We start from the raw sequence: 19,678 nt of genomic DNA, 5'->3' as shown, positions 1-19,678 counted from the left end.
TCCTCAGAAAGAGCGCGGCAGCCCGAGCAGATGCTCGGCGACGTAGGAATAGATCAGGTTGGTGGAGATCGGTGCGACCTGGTACAAGCGGGTTTCACGGAACTTGCGCTCGATGTCGTATTCGTTGGCAAAGCCGAAACCGCCGTGGGTTTGCATGCAGACGTTGGCAGCTTCCCACGAGGCTTTGGCCGCAAGGTACTTGGCCATGTTGGCCTGTGCGCCACACGGTTGATGCGCGTCGAACAACTGGCACGCCTTGAAACGCATCAGGTTGGCCGCCTCGATCTCGATGAAGGCATCGGCGATCGGGAATTGCACCCCTTGGTTTTGACCGATCGGACGGTCGAACACCACGCGTTCGTTGGCGTACTTGACGGCGCGCTCCATGAACCAGTAACCGTCGCCGATGCATTCGGCAGCAATCAGGGTGCGCTCGGCGTTGAGCCCGTCAAGGATGTATTTGAACCCCTTGCCCTCCTCGCCAATCAGGTTTTCCTCGGGGATTTCAAGGCTGTCGAAGAACAGCTCGTTGGTCTCGTGGTTGACCATGTTGGGGATCGGCTGGACGGTAAGGCCCTTGCCGATGGCGTCCTTGAGGTCGACGATGAAAATCGACATGCCTTCGGACTTTTTCTTCACTTCGGTCAGCGGCGTGGTGCGTGCGAGCAGGATCATCAGGTCAGAGTGCTGAACCCGCGAGATCCACACCTTCTGGCCGTTGACGACGTAGCGACCGTCCTTCTTCACCGCGTTGGTCTTGATCTTGGTGGTGTCAGTGCCGGTTGTCGGCTCGGTGACCGCCATCGACTGGATGCGCAGTTCGCCGGAGGCAATTTTCGGCAAGTATTTCTCTTTCTGCGCCGTACTGCCGTTACGCAGCAGCGTGCTCATGTTGTACATCTGGCCATGCACCGCGCCGGAGTTGCCCCCCGAGCGGTTGATTTCCTCCATGATCACCGACGCCTCGGTCAGTCCAAGGCCCGAGCCGCCGTATTCCTCGGGAATCATCGCCGAGAGCCACCCGGCGCCGATCAGCGCGTCGACAAAGGCTTCAGGGTAGGCACGCTGTTCGTCGATCTTGCGAAAATATTCGTCCGGAAACTCGCTGCACAGAGCACGTACTGCGTCACGGATTTCCTGGTGTTCGTCGGGGGCATAAAGCATGGTCATGTCGGTTTCCTGTCTTGTCTGTGGTCATCGCGGCGCAGCAGTGCCTTTGGCGCGTCTGCACAGCGGCACCTTTATTGAAAACGCTTGGGGTCAGTCGAACGTGACTTCAGCTTTCATCGTCGAGCGACGATTGCAGTCGGTCCACAGATCGGCGTTGCCCGGGCCGGTGAGCTGACCGCACACTTCAAAGTCCGCCGTGTCGAACAGCGGGCCGATCGCTCGGAAAGCGAAACGTCGTATGCGCTTGGCCGGGTGCGCTGCCCGAAAGGCTTCGAGCAGCAGTGTGGCGGCCAGCGGTCCGTGCACGACGAGGCCCGGATAGCCTTCTTCTTGAGTGGCGTAGGGTTTGTCGTAGTGAATGCGATGGCCGTTGAACGTCAGCGCCGAATAGCGGAATAGCAAGACCGGGTGAGGATGAATAAGCCGGCGGAACTCACTGCCGCGCTCGGTCGCCTCGCCGGCCAGTGGCGCACCCTTGGGCGCCGGCTGCCGGTAGACGATGTCCTGTTCCTCCACCACGCACACACCACGCTCACCGGAAACCTTGTGCTCGACGGTCACGAACAGCAGTTCGCCATTGCGTCCGGATTTGCGCTCGCAGCGCCGGATGCGCGAAACCCGGGTGACGGCTTCACCGACCCGCAACGGTTGCTCGAAGCTCAGGCGCCCGCCCGCCCACATACGGTTGGGCAGATTCACCGGTGGAAGGAAGCCGCCCCTTTGCGGGTGCCCGTCGACGCCGATTTCACTGAGTCGGGCGTTAGGCGTGAAGTACACCCAATGCCACAAGGGCGGCAACTCAGCTCCGACTTGCAGCGAATCCGCATCTAGATCGAGCGTGGCAGCCAGTGCTTGGGCAGTACGTTGATCAATACGGTCGCTACGCAGTTCCTCGCGGCCCACCCAGTGGGTCAAGTCCGCCAGGGTTGCCTCATTACAGGCATTCATGGTCATTTCTCCTTCACGCGTCTTTGCGGCGTGCCGCTGGCAAATCGGTGCAACTGCCATGGGCGACTTCTGCGGCCATCCCCACGGTTTCACCCAGTGTCGGATGGGGATGGATGGTCTTGCCGATGTCCACGGCGTCGGCGCCCATTTCGATGGCCAGGCAAACCTCGCTGATCAGATCGCCCGCCCCAGTGCCGACGATGCCGCCGCCGACGATCCGATGAGTTTCTGCATCGAACAAAAGCTTGGTGAAGCCTTCATCGCGGCCATTGGCAATTGCACGTCCCGACGCGGCCCAGGGGAAAACCGCGGCCTCGACTTTGAGGCCTTTGTCCTTGGCTTCTTGCTGAGTCAGACCAGCCCAGGCAACCTCTGGATTGGTGTAAGCAACGCCGGGAATCTGCAACGCATCAAAACGGCTGCGCGCGAGCTCTGGATTATTCATGGCTTCACCTGCCGCCACTTCAGCGGCAACGTGCCCCTCGTGAACGGCTTTGTGAGCCAGCATCGGTTGGCCAACGATGTCGCCGGTCGCGAAGATATGCGGCACGTTGGTGCGCATTTGCTTATCCACGGGGATGAAGCCGCGCTCACCGACGTTTATGCCCGCCTTGTCGGCATCGATCTGGTCGCCATTGGGTTTACGGCCGACAGCCACCAATACCAAGTCGTAGCATTGCGGCTCAGAGGGCGCTTTTTCGCCTTCGAATGTCACCCAGATGCCCTGCTCGCTGGCCTCGGCTTTCACCGTGCGGGTGTTCAACATCAAGTGATCGAACCGATGGCTGTTGTGCTTTTCCCAGACCTTGACCAGATCGCGATCCGGCCCCTGCATCAAGCCGTCCAGCATTTCGACCACATCGATGCGTGCGCCCAGGGCTGAATAAACGGTGGCCATCTCCAGCCCGATGATCCCGCCGCCGACCACCAGCATGCGTTTGGGCACGGCCCTGAGTTCCAAGGCACCGGTGGAGTCAACAATGCGCGGATCCTGCGGCATGAAGGGCAGCTTGACTGCTTGGCTGCCGGCGGCAATTACGCACTGTTTGAAGCGAATAACCTGTTTTTCACCGGTCTGTTCCTGGCCGGAACCTGAACAGAGTGCAACCTCGATGTGGTGCGGATCGAGAAAGCGGCCGAACCCACGTACGACCTCTACCTTGCGCCCCTTGGCCATCCCTGCGAGCCCGCCAGTGAGCTTGTTGACCACCGACTCTTTGTGCGCACGCAATTTATCGATATCGATATCGCGGGCGCCGAAGTCGATACCCAACGACGCCAAATGCGGTACTTCTTCCATCACCGAGGCAATATGCAACAACGCTTTGGAGGGGATGCAGCCAACATTCAAGCAGACGCCCCCGAGCGAGGCATAGCGCTCCACCACGATGGTTTTCTGGCCTAAATCTGCAGAGCGAAACGCGGCAGAGTAACCCCCTGGGCCACCGCCCAAAACAAGCACGTCGCACTCCAGATCGGCGCTGCGGGAGCCGGTTGAAGTCACTGCTGGCGCTGCTACGGTAGATGGTGACTGAAAAGGCGGCGCTGCCACCTCGTTCGATTCCAGCGTCAACAGCACCGCGCCTTCGGCCACTTTCTCGCCGACCTTGACCCTTATTTCCTTGACCACACCGGCGGCAGATGACGGCACATCCATTGTTGCTTTATCGGATTCAAGCGTGCAGACGGGGTCGTCGACAGCCACCACGTCACCGACCTTGACCAGCACCTCAATCACCGGCATCGCAGCCGCATCGCCGATGCCTGGCATTTTTACTTCAATAACCTGACTCATGGGCTTTCCCTCAAAGAGTAATTCGACGGAAATCAGCCAACAGAGCCGCCAGAAGCTGGAGGAAACGTGCCGCCGCCGCGCCATCCACGACGCGGTGATCCCAAGAAAGCGCCAGGGGCAAAATCAGGCGAGGGCCAAACGCGCCGCCATCCCAGACCGGTCTGATTTGCGCGCGAGTCACGCCGAGGATTGCCACTTCCGGCGCATTGATGATCGGGGTAAAACCGGTACCGCCAATGCCTCCCAGGCTCGATACCGTGAAGGTGCCGCCCGTCATGTCTGCGGGGCCCAACTTGCCGTCCCGGGCTTTTCGCGCCAACTCACCGCATTCGGTGGCTATCTGGCCAATGCCCTTTTGATCGGCATCGCGAATGACCGGCACCACCAGCCCGTTGGGCGTGTCAGCGGCAAAACCAATGTGGTAGTACTGCTTGAGAATCAGGACTGACTCGCCGTCTTCGTTGCCTAACGAACTGTTGAACTGCGGGAAAGCTTTCAGGCTGGCGACCGCTGCCTTGATCAGGAAAGCCAGCATGGTGTACTTGATCGCGTCCTTGCCGCCTTCCTTGTTGAGCTGAACCCGAAACGCTTCGAGCTCGGTGATGTCGGCTTCTTCGTTGTTGGTGACGTGCGGAATCATCACCCAATTACGTGAGAGGTTTGCGCCAGAGATTTTCTTGATACGTGACAGCGCGACCTTCTCGACCGTGCCGAATTTTGCAAAATCGACATCCGGCCACGGCAGCAGGTTGAGCCCGCCCGAGTGGTCGGCACGCGGCGCAGGATTTTCAAGACGAACCAGAGCGTCCTTGACGAAACGCTCGACATCTTCACGAAGAATACGCCCGCCCTTGCCGGTAGCCGCCACGCGAGTGACGTCTACGCCCAATTTGCGCGCATAACTGCGCACGGAAGGACTGGCGTGTGGTTTCGGGCCTGAAGAAAGCGCCGCAAGTGCGGGCGAACCGGCAGCAGGCACTGCCGGCACTGGAGGCACTGCAGGCGTCGGCATTCTGGACGCTGACGGAACGCTGACGGGCAGATCAACGGCGGCCGTGCTGCTCACTGCGTTCTGGGCAGCAGGCGCGTCATCGACGGCCATCTGCAATGTAAGGATGGAACTGCCCCTGGAAACCCGATCCCCTTCCTTGATAGTCACCGACACAACAATGCCGGCGCCAGGGCTCGGAACGTCCATCGATGCCTTGTCCGATTCCAGCGTCAACAAAGGGTCATCGAATGCCACTTTATCGCCTGGTTTGACCAACACCTCAATCACCGGGAGGTCTTTGAAGTCCCCGATGTCGGGGACATGAATCTCTCTGATTTCACTCATGACATACCGTCGCCAAGAAATAGATCCGTTGCGGGCTCACCCAACGGAGGGAGCGCTCATCGAGCGCTTGCGAAGAGAACACCTGTCAGCACGTCCACGGCGCCGGACGATCAGCCTTCAGCTCGTAGCGCTCGATGGCCTCGGCCAGCACCTGACGCGGCAGAATGCCGTCACGCACCAGACCGTCCAGAGCCGCCAGCACCACCTGGTGACGATCAACTTCGAAGAAGCTGCGCAAAGCGGCGCGGGTATCGCTGCGGCCAAAACCGTCGGTGCCCAGAGCAATGAAGCGCGCATCGACGTAGCTGGCGATGAGTTGTGGCCAGGCGCGAACATAGTCGGAGGCGACGATCACCGGCGCATCGCCGACGAGAGAGGCGCACAGATGGCTGACGTGCTCAGGCTCAGAAGGATTCAGACGATTTCGTCGCTCCACTTCCCGCGCTTCACGAGCGAGTTCACTGAAACTGGTGACGCTCCATACCTCGCTCGATACCTGCCAGTCCGTCGCCAGCAGCTCGGACGCGGCGATCACTTCGCGCAGGATGGTGCCAGAGCCCAACAGCCGAACAGAGCCGCGCGACGCGGGTGCATCGGACACGGCGTAGCGATACATGCCGCGAATGATTTGATCTTCGACGCCCGACGGCAAAGAGGGTTGGGCGTAGTTCTCGTTCATCACCGTGATGTAATAGAACTCATCGACGTCGCGTTCCATCATCTGGCGCATGCCATGGTCGACAATGACCGCGAGTTCCCCCGCGAACGCCGGGTCATAGGCACGGCAGTTGGGGACGGTGGCTGCCACGACATGGCTGCTGCCATCCTGATGCTGCAGCCCTTCCCCGCCCAACGTCGTTCGCCCGGCGGTGGCGCCCAGCAAAAATCCGCGTGCGCGTTGGTCTGCCGCTGCCCAGATCAGATCGCCCACGCGCTGAAAACCGAACATTGAGTAGTAGATGTAGAACGGCAGCATCGGTTTGCCGTGCGCGCTGTAAGAAGTTGCAGCAGCGACCCAAGAAGATAGTGCACCTGCTTCGGTGATGCCCTCCTCCAACAATTGACCATCACGGGCTTCGCGGTAATACAGCATCGAACCGGCATCTTCTGGCTCGTAAAGCTGCCCGAGCGGCGAATAGATACCGATTTGCCGAAACAGGTTGGCCATACCAAAGGTACGTGCTTCGTCTGCGACGATCGGGACGATGCGCGGACCCAGGTCCTTGTCTTTGAGCAGACCGCCGAGCATCCGCACCACCGCCATGGTTGTGGACATTTCTTTGCCGTCGGCCTCGAACGCGAAGCGCGCATAGTCAGCCAGCGCGGGTATCGCTACGTGTTCATTGCCCTTTGGGCGAGATGGCATGTAGCCGCCTAACGCTTCTCTACGCTCACGCAGATAGCGCATTTCCTGGCTGTCTTCGGCCGGGCGATAGAAGCGCAATTGCGCCACATCTTCGTCCGACAGAGGCAACGCGAAACGATCACGGAACGCCTTGAGTGCGTCAATATCGAGCTTCTTGGCCTGGTGCGATGTCATGCGCGACTCACCGGCGCCGCCCATGCCGTAACCTTTTTTGGTTTTGGCAAGGATGACGGTTGGCCGGCCCTTGTGTGCCTTGGCGGCGGCGAAGGCTGCATGCAGCTTGCGGAAATCGTGACCGCCGCGCTTCAGGGCATCGATGTCGGCATCGGACATGTGCGAGACCAGTTCCTTGATCTCCGGATCCTGCTGGAAGAAGTGCAGCAGGTTGTAGGCGCCGTCCTTGGACCCAAGCGTCTGGTATTGGCCGTCGACGGTCTGAGCAAAGCGTTGCAACAGCGCATTGGTGGTGTCCCGCGAAAACAACGGGTCCCAGTCCGAGCCCCAAATGACCTTGACGACATTCCAGCCGGCCCCGGTAAACAACGCTTCGAGTTCTTGAATGACCTGGCCATTGCCACGCACCGGGCCATCCAGACGCTGCAAGTTGCAATTGACGATAAAGGTGAGGTTGTCGAGTTTTTCCCGCGCCGCGAGCGTAAGCCCCGCGATCGACTCGGGCTCATCCATTTCACCGTCACCAAATACTCCCCAGACATGGCGGTCGGCCGTTTCGGCCAGATTGCGGTGTTCCAGGTAGCGCATATACCGTGCCTGGTAGACGGCACTGATGGGGCCAATGCCCATCGAACCGGTCGGGAATTGCCAGAAGTCCGGCATCAGCCAAGGGTGCGGATACGAGCTCAGCCCATTGCCACCGACTTCCTGGCGATAGTTGGCCAGTTGCTCTTCCGACAGCCGTCCTTCAAGGAACGCACGGGCGTAAACGCCGGGCGCCGAGTGCGGCTGGTAAAACACCAGATCGCCGTCGTGACTTTCGTCGCGGGCACGGAAGAAGTGGTTGAAGCCGACCTCGAAAATTTCAGCGGCGGAGGCATAACTTGCAATATGCCCGCCCAGATCCCCGTAGGCCTGGTTTGCGCGCACCACCATGGCCAATGCATTCCAACGAATGATCGAAGTAATCCGTTCCTCGACAGCAAGGTCTCCCGGATAGGGACCCTGCCTTTCAATCGGAATTGTGTTCCGATAGGCCGAGTACGGGTGCACATGCGAGGTGATGCCAAGTGCTCTTGCGTGTTGCTCTAACTGTTTAAGCAGGAACTGGCCGCGCTCGGAGCCGCCATCGCGCACGACGGCCTCCAGCGACTCCAGCCACTCCTGGGTTTCATCCCGGTCGCTATCCAGAGAAGCCAATGACCCGGTGATCGAATTTTCATTAAGCGAACTCATATCTGCCTCCACTCTTGTTGTTTTTTGCTTAGAGATGAACCGACAGAACATGCCGCCGTACTAAGCTGCTAATTTTTCGGCATCAAATGCCGGCCTGAAATGAACCGTTCAGGATGCGGTCCGAAAACCGCCAACTGCCGCATTCAACGCACCACCCACCTGTTCCAGCCCGCGCACCGATGCGTCGAGCAAGACGCTGGCAGCGGTACTCTGCTCACCGACCGCGCGTACCCGTTCCATACTCTCGCCAACCTGTTCGGCCACGGCGCTCTGCTGTTCGGACGCCGCCGCGATCTGCTGACTCATCTGCTCGACTGTCGATACTGCTGCGGCGATTTCCTGCAGCGCTTGTGACGCCTGCGCGGCCAGCACAACGCTCTCGCCCGTCAGCACCTGACTCCCCTGCAAGCGACTGGCAGCTTGCTCGGCGACGTTTCGCAGCTGCTGGATGATGACGGCGATATCGTCAGTGGAGGTTTGGGTGCGGCGCGCCAGGTTGCGGACCTCATCCGCCACCACGGCGAAACCTCGACCGTTTTCGCCGGCGCGTGCTGCTTCAATGGCAGCATTCAACGCCAGCAGATTGGTTTGCCCGGCCAGGGCGCTGATCACATCGAGCACCTTGCCGATCGCCGCACTCTCGTTGAGCAATGACCCCATGGCTTCGGAGCATCCACTCATTTCCTGTGCCAGGTGGCCAATCTTGGCTGTCGCCTGATGCACCAATTCTTCACCTTTGCGTGCCTGACAATTGGCCTGCTCGACGGCGTCGCGGGTCTGACTTGCATTGCGTGCGACGTCCTGCGCAGTTGCGGCCATCTGTTGCATCGCGGTGGCCGCCAATTCAGTCTCCTCACGCTGCGAGTCAACACCCTGCCGAGTGCGCTCGGTGACCTGCACCAGGCTGTCGGCGGCCTCGTTCAACTGCCCGACACCCTGACCAATGCGGCCGATCAGCCCACGCAAGCTTTCGAGCATGACCCCGACGCTGCCGAGCAATTGGCCCAGTTCATCACGGCGTCCAGCGGCATCGATCTGCGCGCTGAGATCCCCCGACGCCACGCGCCGGGTCAGTTCAACCGCTTGACGTAGCGGCTGCAGAATCAAGTGGCGAATCAACAGGCTGGCGCCGATACCGAATGCGATCGCGAACAGCACAATGCCTTCAAGCAGACGCGACACCCGCTGACTCATCGATTGCGAGGCTTGAGCCTGCGTGGTGCGAACCACGCCCAGGAGGTCACTGACCTTGTCAGCCGCGACATTCATCGCCGCTTGACTTTCGCCGGTTTGATCACGGCTCGCGGCGTAACTGTTGAAGGCGGTACGGTACTCATCCAGCGCCGTACGCGCCTGGGTCAGCGACTCCCGCTCCAAACCTTCGAGCCGCAACTCCAGGTTTTCCATGTAAGAGCGAAGTTCAATCACCCGCGCCTCCCAGGCATTGAGATCTTCAAGGCTGCCTTGCAGCGTGAAATAGAGTTCGCTGTCACGCAGGTTTGCCAGCTTGTCGCGCAACGTGGAGGCTTGCTCCAGTTGCAGCATGCGCACCGCGTCCGCCGGCTGCGCCCGTGAAGCCAAGAGGTTGACCGCATCGAGCTGATCAAGCATCACCACCGTGAAGCGCTCACCCACCGCTTGAGCCAACTGCTGCATACGCAGGCGAGCTTCACGGGCTTCGCGCTGGGCCTGGGCGTAGCGTTTGAACTGTGCAAGATAGTTATCTGCGGCTTCTATGGAATCGCCCTGTCCTGTTTCCATCCGGGATTTTTTCAACAACGAGACAAGCTCGGCGGTGAGTCCGGCGACCTTGTCGGCTTCGGCCTCAGCCAGGTCCAGACCGAACGCCTTCACTGCCACTTGCGCCTGCAAAATCAGCGACTCGACGGAGGCGACGTCGTTCATCTTCCCGGCACGTGTTTCGAGCACGTTGAAGGCGTAAAACGCTGTCGCTGCAACCGCTAAAGTCGACAACAGAACCAGGCCGAAGCCCAGCCACAATTTACTGCCGACCGACAGATTGCCCAGCACGCGAGCGATCACCGGGACGCATCTCTGCACACAGGCGAGACACATCTGAACCAGAGCGGATACAGCAGAGGGCACCAAGGCAAACTGAGCATATGAAGGCTTCTTGTTGTTGTTTTTATGGGTTCAGACGCGCTGCATTTCTAACGCTTAGAGCCTATCTCGTAGGCGTGCGGATCGGCCAATGGCCAATAATGATGGGAGTCAGTTGAATCGCTGATAGCGTCAGATTCCCGCCAGAGCCGTCGCATTGCGCGAGCGGCTCTGTGAGCGGGAATGCGTTGACTGTTTCAGTCTGAAAGTGTTTTCAGACCTTCCCTGAAACGTGCATATTCCCTGCGAACAAACGCCTCGAACGTCGTGGCGGGACGGTCAAGCAGAAAGGACAGCACATTGGCGTTGCCGACAAAGTCGTGGTTGCTGTAGTGGGTAGCGATTGCGAGGTTCATCCGCAACATGTGCTGGAGCGCGTCGGGACCGAGATTGCCGAAGCGTTCGCGGACGAACACCTCGACATCGAAGCGCTCCACCGTGATGTCGCGGCCTGTCACTGTCGATGCCACCGCGCCAATCTCGTGCGCGGTAAAGCGGCCGGGGCCGGCCAGCTCATAGGTTGCGGCGGCGTGACGTTTGGGGTCACTGAGCACCTGTGCAACCACATCGGTGACATCCTCCAGATCCACCATCGACTGTCGTCTGTCCAGCGACCACGCCAAGCGGAATACGCCTTCCTCGAACACCGCTTTCATTCGCGAAGGCAACATGTAATTGGCGGGCTGCACAATGGTGTATTCGAGCCCGGAGGACAGCAGATGCTCTTCAATGTCGCGCTTGATCTCATGCTGGATCAAGTCGCTGGCGATGGCGTGGAGTACTGAACTGAATACAAAGTGGCTCACACCTTCCGCCCTGGCGGCGTCAATCATGGCGAAACCCATCGCCCGCTCGTCTTGATGCAGCGTCGGGCCGATGTGGTACACGCTTTTGACGCCTTTCATCGCCTTGGCAATGAACACCGGGTCGGCGAGATCGCCCACCACCACGTGTTGCGCACCGAGTGCTCGCAGTTGCTCAGCCGACGCTTCGGTTCTCACGCAAGCCCGCACCTGATGTCCGGACGCGAGCAGCTTGGGTACCAGTCGCTTTCCCTGGTTTCCATTGGCTGATGTAATGAGGATCATGCAGTCATCTCCTGAAAGGGAACCATGACTCTGTTGACGCAGATTTTCAGAGTCAAAGGTGTAGTGCGCCCTGCCCTTTGAAGAGCACGGCGCACGTCAGAGATCAGCTGGTTTTGACGGGGAGTTGCAGATAGGAGGCGTGCTGACCGCCCGTGTGGATCACATGCTCCCCGTTGTTGGCGCCGGTGTACTCTGCGATGCCCGGCATCATCGTGCCCATCAGGTTCCGCGAACTGATGACAAAACGCAGCTGTTCCCCCGGATAGAACTTGATGCCGAGCGGCAGCAAGTCGATCTCGATGTCGACGATCTCACCGGGGGCGAGTTTTTCCACGCGGTCGAAACTGTGGGCCGGCACGTCCTCGCTTGAAAGCGCTTGATCGAGATGGCGCGCCGAGACACGCAAGCGTCCGTCCGAGCCTTTGTAGCGAAGAATGGTGGCGCCGTGATCGGTAAGGTCGTGAATCATCGCGCTGTGGTTCGGTGTGGTGAACTGCTGCAGCGGCGTGCCGTAGGCATCGAGCTTCTGCACCAGCACAAACAGGTCCATGTCGTCGGCGTCTTTGGCTTCGACCCACAGGTGCGCTTTGGGATAACCGACCAGCTCGGTCGTCTCGTCGAAACGGGTGATGAACGAAACAACATTCGGGGTGTTGGCCACGTTATACGAGACCGCCACATCGGAAGCCGGCGCTTGGGTTGCCAGCGTGCGGGTGCGACCGTCGAGGTAAAACCTTGTCGATACCACGCCTTGCGGCGGAAATTGGTCTGCTGCGACGTTGACCTGGTCGCCGCCTTCGAAGTCGTGCACGGCATAACGCACGCGAGGTGTGGCCTCCCAGTCGTTTGCCTGGTCTTTGAGGTAACGGTCGAAGAAGCGGCGCAGGTCTTCCACATTCGCTTCGTCGTAGTAATCAGGCCACTCTTGAGTGTTATGGATACGCAGCCATTTGTCCTGCGAGGCGATCCGCCGCCAGGCGCGGAATGTCCCGGCGGTGTGCAGCGTATTGGAATAGCTGGCGACGATGTAAGCCGGCACATTGATGCGCTCGAACTCGGGGATTTTGTTTTCCCACAGTTCGTTCATCAACGGGTAACGCGCGGCTTCGGCAAGGATGTCTTCTTTTTGATTCTTGCCGAAGAAACTGCCGTTCTGCAACAGCCCGGCGAAAGCGAGATCGGGCATGCCACCGCGCAACACCAGGTCGCGGTAAACATCGCTGACGCCTTCCCACGGGTTGATGGCTTTGAGAGCCACAGGCTGCTCGGCCGCGGTAAACCACTGCGAAACCGCCAGGTACGAGGTACCGCTCATGCCGACCTTGCCACTGCACCATGACTGTTCGGCCAGCCAGTTGATCAGGTCGTGGCAATCGCGGCCGTCCTGACGATCCCAAAGCACGCTGTCGCCTTCGGAGTCGACGCAACCCCGAATGTCCGGGTTGCAAATCGCGTAACCGTGTGCGCACCAATATGCAGGGTCCGGCGCTTCGAACTTGGCCAGTCCTGATACCACATTGTTGTTCAGGCCCACCAAACTGAACACGCCCATCACACCGACGGAGGTGCCCTGCCCTTTGCCGTAAGGACTCCACGCAATAATGACGGGTACCTTTTCGCTGCCCGCCGGGCGGAACACATCCACGTAAATGGTCACGCCATCGCGCAACTGCACCGCCACGTCTTTCTCGAACACGATGTCCACGGGGATCGGGCGGAACTGTGGCGCGATCTGGAAGCCCTTTTCCAGCACTCGCGCTCCAGGTTCAAATGCTGTCAGCACGCCGGTTCTGGCAGGCGGCAATGGTGTGGAGGGTGTGTACAGTTTTTGCGTATCGCTCATGGTGAGATTCTCTCGTCTATCGCCGGAAATACCGGCGCCAATTGATTCGTTTGTAAATCGACGTTCAGAAAAACAGCGTGAAGCTGGCTTGCAGATTGAGGGCATCCTTTACATCAGGACTGAATGCAGGGTTTTCGACGTAACTCAGCCCCGCCCGAACATAGGTGCCGGCGGCTACCCGCATGTTGTAGGCGAGTGTTGTCGACTTTGAATCGTCGGCATTTGACACATTGAGCGCATCGAGCTTTTTGTTGGCGTCGTCGCTGTAGCTGGTATACCCGTACTCCAGCATCACCATGTCGAATGGACGCGAGTCCAATGGCCCTTTTGCGAACACACGAAACCCGTAACACAGGTCGAACAAGTTGCGATCTTCTGGCGCAGACATCCAGGTAAAGCCGGCATAAAGTCCACGGGATGCAATCGCGCTGTCGAACTGGTGAAACTGATAATCCCCCAACACATAACCCGCGTAATTGTCGTCACTGCGCTCATTGCTCAGGAACTGGGTGTATTCCGACGTGTTATGGATATAGCCGGCGCGCAGCCATGCGTACGGGGTGCCCGGTGCAGACGCACGTTTATATCCAAGCTCATCGATGTACAGCGCGCCGGCGCTATCTACATGCAGATCAAGTTCGCCCAGATGGCGATCGATCTCCGGCCCCATACCGTCAGGACTGATACTGCGTTGTACACCGAACTTGTTATAGAAGTGACCGAGGTTCAAGGTCACGTTCGCCGCAGGGCTGGAAACGGGCGCGTGGCTCAATCCCACCTGGAACGGGATAACCGCTTGCAAACCTTGAGTGCCGCCCACCAGCGTGCCGCCAGTGAACGGGCCGATGAACTCCAGGTCATTGGGCAGCACACCTATTTTGAATTCAACGGTCTTGTCCCACAGGCTCTGGTAGTACGCAATGCGCGAATAGCTGAACTTCGATGACGGATTCACTTCATCCCAGCTGGAGTAGTAACTACCCACGCCGAAGATAAGCTGGCCATTTTCCAGGCCAATCTGTCCCAGATCATACGTAATCCACGCCAATAAATTCGACGAGTAAGTGGGACGCTCACCGCCGTAAGCTTGTGGGTTGTGACGGTCGTGATCAAGGTAGTTATTGGCAAAAGTGGTCATGTTCAGAATATTGAAACCGATGCCGTGTTCAGCCAGATCACTGCGAATACCACCCGCGTCACCGATGATACTTTCAGACGGCGGGGGCAATTCGGTCAGTTGGCCTTGCTCAACCAATGCATCGATTTTCGCAAACTGCTTTTTACGCTCGATAATTTGACCCAGCAGTTGGCTGTCTGGCAGTACTGTTTTCGCAACCGTTTGATCAAGCCGCTCAGCAGGTTGTTTCCGTTCCGGGGCGATCTGCCCGGCTACATTTTGGGTCGTTGGCGTTGTTTCGGCGCGAGCATTCAACGACTGAACTGCCCATATAGCCAACGCTGGCGCCAAAGTGCCCCGTACAAATTCAGGTACATGTTTACCGATTCGGTCGGTCCCGTTTCGATGGGGCGGCACACCGTTTCCTTTTATTTTTGTTGTCGGTAGTCATTTGCGCATTGCAGACGTCAAACGCCGGCGCAACGATATTCAAGTTACGGAGCTACGTTTTTCGGAAGATGCGTTTATCAGCCTGCGCTATGCGGTTTCGGGAGTGATAAGACGCAGAGGTTCTTTGGGTGACTTTTCGGACAGACACAACATGCCAAACGCAAGCACCGGGAGTACCGGAAACAGCATCAAGCCCAGGGTGTAAGAGCCGCTTCTATCGAAAACCATACCCAGCACGATGGGGCCGATAATGGCTCCCACCAGAGTCACCGAAAAGGCGCTGCCAAAGATCCGTGCGTAGGCCAATCGGCCAAATCGGCGGGCAATCAGATAGCCCAGAATATCGATCTCGGCACCCTGCGTTGCGCCAATCAGAAAGCTGGCAGCCAACGCCCAATTCAGCCCATCCAACAACATCAGGAAACCCACCAACTGACAGGTGAGGAAAATGCCGGCCACGGTGCGAGTGTGAAGATGATCGAGCAACGCTCCACCGAAAAGTCGCCCAAATAGCGAACCGGCAGAGCCAGCAGCAATGATGCCAGCGATCTGGGCAGAGGATGCGCCCCAATCCGACAGCATCGCGGGCAGGTGAAAGCTGGCGCCCACTGCGCCAAAAAGCACCAGCACAAAGGCCAGCGAATACAGCCAGAAGTCACGCGTTGCCATGGCAACCCGCAGCGTCAAGCCGCCCTGTTGAAGTTGAGTTTTCTCGTCGCGGCGTTCAGCCTCGGGAATCTGCCCTTTGTTGTCACGAACAAACACCGCGAGATTGATCAGGCCAATGACCAAGGCGATCGCCCCAGCGAGCAGGAAGGCCTCACGCCAGCCGTGCAATACGACGTTTTGCGAAATGAGGTAGGAGAACCCGCCCGTGCCGACTGCAAGGCCCGAAGAGGTTATGGCGAAAGCAAGACCCAGCCGCTTGTCGAACCAGCGTTGCGTCAAAAACAGGAAGGCCGGATAACTCGCCAGATTGCCCAGCGCAACGCTCAACGCCGTGATGGCGACAAACGCACCGAACGAGTGAGTGAGCGACAGGCACATGTAGCTGCCGCATCCCAGCACTGTGCCAATCAGCGCGACACGGCGTGCCCCGAAACGGTCGACGAGGTAGCCGGCCAGCGGCATTACCAGCGCGTTGCAGATGGCAGCGACCGAAATGATGATGGAAAATTCGGTACGCGACCAACCGAACTCGGACGTCACCGACTTCATGAACAGACCTAAAGGAATCAGCAGAATGGCGGGCGGTGCGATGCTCATTCCGAGAAAACATCCAACAAGTACTGACCAACGTTTCATCTCTTGTGTCCTTATTATTGTTGTGGCACACGCGTATGGAGCTTTAGGTCGATGACGCACCTTTTTCAGGAGCCTACGTCCACATGCAAATTATATCCACACCAGTTGAGATAAATAGCAAATGAAAGGATGGATGGAGCGCAATGCGAAAAATACGACCACCATCGATGGAGCTTTCACCGACGACAGAGTCAAAAGCCTTGCGCGCCCGGATCGGAAAGCCCGCATCAGCTGCACTAGTACTGAGTCGATAGCTGTTGGACTGAATGGAAAAAAGCACTCATCGCGATGGCGGGTGCAGGTGCAGGTGCAGGTGCAGGTGCTCATCGTTGATCATCAGACGGGAAATCTTCAGTTTTCAAGATGTGCTTTGACGTGATTGGAGGATGCTGAGCGCATCAAATGTAACGAAATCGTTTGAATCAGCTCGCCCCCTTGCACTCAACTAATGGTTGGCGGTCACTGAAATCCGTCAGATGTTCGTCGAAGCTGGCGACTGGTTATTGATCGTCTCAAGCGCGAGATTTTTAAAAGACGCGCGACCGGTTGAATCCATAGCCAAGGCGGATGGTCAGAATTGGCCATCGACAGCTGAAAAACCATGAAAAAATCGGTCGGACCGAACCCTCCCCTCAGATGCCGAGGGTCATATGAATGATCCTTGCGATTTCTTCATGCGCGACGCCCATACCGCGCAAGATGTACTGCACCATACTCTCCACGGCACTCACCGGGCGGCCGCCTTCAAGAATTTTTCGCAGCAGAAACAGCATGCGGCCTACGACGCAGTCTACGGTGGAGTCGATGTCCACTACGCCGAACGCGCCTTCGTTATTGCCGATCAGGATTTCGCGGGCTAAGGGGTTGCCCATGGTGGAGATCTTATCGTTGATGCTTCACATGGAGTGCACCATAAACCAGCCCTACACTGAGTCGGTGAGGTCACGGTGGATGGTGCGGCGAATGTTTCCCCCTACCCTTTCATCTATTCCGGCTTCAGGGAAGTGCCGGTGGCCAGCTCTTCGATGATGGCCAGCGCGTCTTCGATATAAACGGCGAGGAAAAGTCATGAGCGATATACACTTTCCTTTTTTTTCTAAACGCTAAGTTACGACGTTCCGCCCGGCTGTACTGCTGCCTGGCTTATTGAAGTTGCCGTATTACGCTCCTGTCCGCCGTTGGTCGTCGTACCGCTGACCAAGCCCGAACGCATGGCGCCTGCATCCGCCACAAAACGACGGGCGGCCATCAGCAAGGCCAGCATCGTCAGTACTAGAGCCCCGGGAATCAGAAGCATTGCATCGTGTAAACCCTGCGCCTTGAACGCTTCACTCATCTCGCCTGCACCTGCGGTTAGCATTGCCACGTGGGCGTAGTGATCAGACAGCAGGCCCACTGCGATCGGCCCAAGACCGCCCCCCAACAGGTACAGGGCGGCAAAAAACAGCGCCATGGCCGTGGCCCGCAGGCGCGGCTCGACGACATCTTGTACAGCGGTAAACGCACAGGTGAAAAAACTGTAGGAGAACAACCAACCCAGACTGAACAGCGCCACAAACAGCACAGCCTCAATGCGCCCGGCCAATAGTGCCGCACCGCTGAAAAGTGCCGCCAGCAGCATGCTTAGGGCTGCAAACTGCAAGCGCCCCCGCGCCCAGCGTTGATGAATACGGTCGGCCAGCACGCCACCAAAGGTCAACCCAACTAAGCCTGTCGCCCCAACGATGATGCCGGTGGCTACCGCTGCGCGCTCCAGCGGCATGTGAAAGTAGCGTTGCAGCATCGGCACCATGAACGAGGTGCAGGCATAGGTTGCAAAGTTGAATGCCAGACCCGCCAACACCAACCAGCGGAAGGTCGGAATCGCCAGAATCTTGCGTAACGGTCGCGGCACCGGTTGCAGGTCGACCCTTGCGTTATCGGCCGCGCCGCGTGCCGGTTCGCGGATAAAAAACATGCAGACCGCCAACAGCAGACCAGGCACTGCAGCGATGAAAAACGGTGCGCGCCAACTATCAAATGCCTGCACCATGGCACCCACGGTAAAGAAGGCTAGTAATAGCCCCAAAGGCAGTCCCAGCATAAAAAGACCCATGGCGAGACCACGTCGCTGACTGGGGAACAGGTCACCGATCAACGAGCTGGCCGCCGGCGCGTAACTGGCCTCGCCCACTCCGACACCCATACGGACCAGCAGAAAGGACCAGAAGCCGGTGGCCAGGCCGGTGGCAGCGGTCAGTCCGCTCCATACCGCCAGGCCCCACCCCATGAGAGCGCGTCGCGAGCCGTTGTCGGCCATACGTCCCAACGGCACGCCGGCCAGCGCATACACCATTGTGAAGGCCGTGCCGGCCAGACCCAGTTGAAAGTCGCTGAGGCTCCAAGCCAGGCGTAAAGGCTCGAGGATGATCGCCGGAATGGTGCGGTCGAAATAATTGAAAAGGTTGGCAACGAATAGTAGAAACAGAATGCGCCAAGCGTTCTGGGCTTGGGTGTTAGCCTGAGTGCTGGATTGCATGCTGATGACCTTTTATTGTTCTAAACCCAAGGACCCTTTAGGAGTCTCATAGCCAAGCTGTCGAGAAAGGTTGTTGGCAGCGGCCAACAACGCGCTCGGCACTTCTCCATGCCAATCGGCGCTCAGCCGCGCGGCGCTGGCGGCCAGGGTCAAGGCCATGATCATTCGGCCGCTGGCATCACGCAGGGGTGCGCTGAAGGTATGTACCGGCACTTTGTGCAACAGCGACGGAGTGCTGCCAACCACCCGTGCCAAACCGTGTTCGATCACTTGGGCGGTTTCATCGATAAAGCGCTGCCGGCGGCTGGCAAGGTCTTCGCCTAGAACCGAGAATTGTCTGAGGTCTTCTTCGATAAAGGCTTTGGTTACCGACTCCGGCAGGAACGCAGCAAAGGCCAAGCCGGTCGCCGATTGGGTGATCGGCATCACCAGGCCACTAAAAAGTTGATCACTCACCGGCTGGCTGGAGGGTTCCCAGTGTAAGGCGGTCGGACCATGGTTGCCCCACACCGACAGGCACAAGGTGTGGCCACCCAATTGCTCGGCCAAGGCCGGTAATGCCGCGCTGGCACGGCTGATGGCCGCCAAGGACACGGGCTGCACGTCGTTGGGCTGGAAGTAACTCGCTTCCAGGTCGCACGAATGGGCCACCATGTAACGCCCGGCACTGAACGCCAAGGGCCTCCGATTGCCGTGGCCCATGCGTTCTACGCAACCGACGTATAGCATGTGGTCACCACTCGGGTAAGCCGCCACTTGTACGCATTCCAGATATGCGGAAGCGCCCTCCAGAATTGGCACATCGCCCAGGCCATTCTGATGAGCAATGCCCTCGAATTTATCTTCGCGCGACTTGGCAAAGTTATTGGAAATGCCGATCTGGTCGTCCGCCAGAATATTTACGGTAAAGCGCTGGGTATCGCGGAAAGCGGTGAAGCTCTTGGCAGTGAGCGCCTGACTCCAAAGCACAAGTGGCGGTTCCAGCGACACGGTGTTGAACGAATTAGCGGTTACGCCATGGGCAGCGCCCTCGGCGTCACGCGTGGTGACGACCGTCACGCCCGTTACAAAGGTGCCAAAGACGTCGCGCAGTTGCCGGCCTTCGAAAGGCGCGCTGAAGATGTTCATAGGGGCTGCCTCGTATGCAGAAGATTATCGAGAACGAAGTGAGCCAGGGCGGTCGGAAAATCCGCCGCCGGGCGTGTTCGTAA

At 58.6% G+C, this 19,678-nt stretch carries 14 protein-coding genes and 1 pseudogene; 1 reads left to right on the top strand and 14 read right to left on the bottom strand.

The annotated features are described in order from the left end of the window. Positions 1 to 3: 3 nt before the first annotated feature. The 11 genes and pseudogenes from ACA041_RS09835 to ACA041_RS09785 form a co-directional block, all read right to left on the bottom strand. A complete protein-coding gene (locus ACA041_RS09835) occupies positions 4 to 1,164 on the bottom strand; it encodes an acyl-CoA dehydrogenase family protein (protein ID WP_497442045.1) in 1,161 nt (386 codons plus the stop codon). Positions 1,165 to 1,260: 96 nt separating this feature from the next. Then, positions 1,261 to 2,118: an HTD2 family dehydratase gene (locus ACA041_RS09830; RefSeq protein WP_497440913.1), complete on the bottom strand. Its 858-nt coding sequence runs from the start codon at positions 2,116 to 2,118 to the stop codon at positions 1,261 to 1,263. Positions 2,119 to 2,131: 13 nt separating this feature from the next. Next, on the bottom strand, positions 2,132 to 3,997 hold the full coding sequence (gene lpdA / locus ACA041_RS09825) for a dihydrolipoyl dehydrogenase (protein WP_497440912.1): 1,866 nt from the start codon (positions 3,995 to 3,997) through the stop codon (positions 2,132 to 2,134). Beyond that, entirely contained in the window at positions 3,924 to 5,249 is a 1,326-nt protein-coding gene (gene aceF / locus ACA041_RS09820) for a dihydrolipoyllysine-residue acetyltransferase (RefSeq protein ID WP_497440911.1), read from the bottom strand. Before aceF ends, lpdA begins: the two co-directional genes overlap by 74 nt. 85 nt (positions 5,250 to 5,334) lie before the next feature. After that, positions 5,335 to 8,025: an alpha-ketoglutarate dehydrogenase gene (gene mdeB / locus ACA041_RS09815; RefSeq protein WP_497442044.1), complete on the bottom strand. Its 2,691-nt coding sequence runs from the start codon at positions 8,023 to 8,025 to the stop codon at positions 5,335 to 5,337. Between the two features lie 108 nt (positions 8,026 to 8,133). Further along, positions 8,134 to 9,003: a methyl-accepting chemotaxis protein gene (locus ACA041_RS09810; protein WP_497442043.1), complete on the bottom strand. Its 870-nt coding sequence runs from the start codon at positions 9,001 to 9,003 to the stop codon at positions 8,134 to 8,136. Next, positions 8,998 to 9,219: pseudogene (locus tag ACA041_RS09805) on the bottom strand (HAMP domain-containing protein); the annotation flags it as partial. The pseudogene ACA041_RS09805 and the gene ACA041_RS09810, both read right to left, overlap by 6 nt. 1,124 nt (positions 9,220 to 10,343) lie before the next feature. After that, positions 10,344 to 11,234 carry an SDR family oxidoreductase gene (locus ACA041_RS09800; RefSeq protein WP_497440910.1) on the bottom strand — a complete coding sequence of 297 codons (891 nt, stop codon included), beginning with the start codon at positions 11,232 to 11,234 and terminating at the stop codon, positions 10,344 to 10,346. A 103-nt stretch (positions 11,235 to 11,337) separates the two neighbouring features. Continuing rightward, positions 11,338 to 13,077 (bottom strand): CocE/NonD family hydrolase, encoded by a 1,740-nt coding sequence (locus tag ACA041_RS09795; RefSeq protein WP_497440909.1) that lies wholly within the window; start codon positions 13,075 to 13,077, stop codon positions 11,338 to 11,340. 64 nt (positions 13,078 to 13,141) lie between these two features. Further along, the gene (locus tag ACA041_RS09790; protein ID WP_497440908.1) at positions 13,142 to 14,509 is read right to left on the bottom strand and encodes a carbohydrate porin; all 1,368 of its coding nucleotides are present in this window, start codon (positions 14,507 to 14,509) and stop codon (positions 13,142 to 13,144) included. 222 nt (positions 14,510 to 14,731) lie between these two features. Continuing rightward, positions 14,732 to 15,949 carry an MFS transporter gene (locus tag ACA041_RS09785; RefSeq protein ID WP_497440907.1) on the bottom strand — a complete coding sequence of 406 codons (1,218 nt, stop codon included), beginning with the start codon at positions 15,947 to 15,949 and terminating at the stop codon, positions 14,732 to 14,734. 133 nt (positions 15,950 to 16,082) lie between these two features. Between ACA041_RS09785 and ACA041_RS09780 the strand changes: the two genes are divergently transcribed. Further along, positions 16,083 to 16,328, top strand: a complete 246-nt coding sequence (locus ACA041_RS09780) for a hypothetical protein (RefSeq protein ID WP_497440906.1) — start codon at positions 16,083 to 16,085, stop codon at positions 16,326 to 16,328. Between the two features lie 253 nt (positions 16,329 to 16,581). On the opposite strand, the gene ACA041_RS09775 is transcribed toward ACA041_RS09780, so the two are convergent. The 3 genes from ACA041_RS09775 to ACA041_RS09765 all read right to left on the bottom strand — a co-directional run bounded on the left by ACA041_RS09775 (position 16,582) and on the right by ACA041_RS09765 (position 19,595). Further along, entirely contained in the window at positions 16,582 to 16,821 is a 240-nt protein-coding gene (locus ACA041_RS09775; protein ID WP_497440905.1) for a hypothetical protein, read from the bottom strand. Between the two features lie 236 nt (positions 16,822 to 17,057). Further along, positions 17,058 to 18,467 (bottom strand): spinster family MFS transporter, encoded by a 1,410-nt coding sequence (locus ACA041_RS09770; protein ID WP_497440904.1) that lies wholly within the window; start codon positions 18,465 to 18,467, stop codon positions 17,058 to 17,060. A 12-nt stretch (positions 18,468 to 18,479) separates the two neighbouring features. After that, the gene (locus ACA041_RS09765) at positions 18,480 to 19,595 is read right to left on the bottom strand and encodes a flavin reductase (RefSeq protein ID WP_497440903.1); all 1,116 of its coding nucleotides are present in this window, start codon (positions 19,593 to 19,595) and stop codon (positions 18,480 to 18,482) included. Between the last annotated feature and the right edge of the window lie 83 nt (positions 19,596 to 19,678).

The sequence above is a fragment of the Pseudomonas sp. LBUM1676 genome (assembly GCF_059695605.1).
This window is presented reverse-complemented; position numbering and strand designations above follow the sequence as displayed.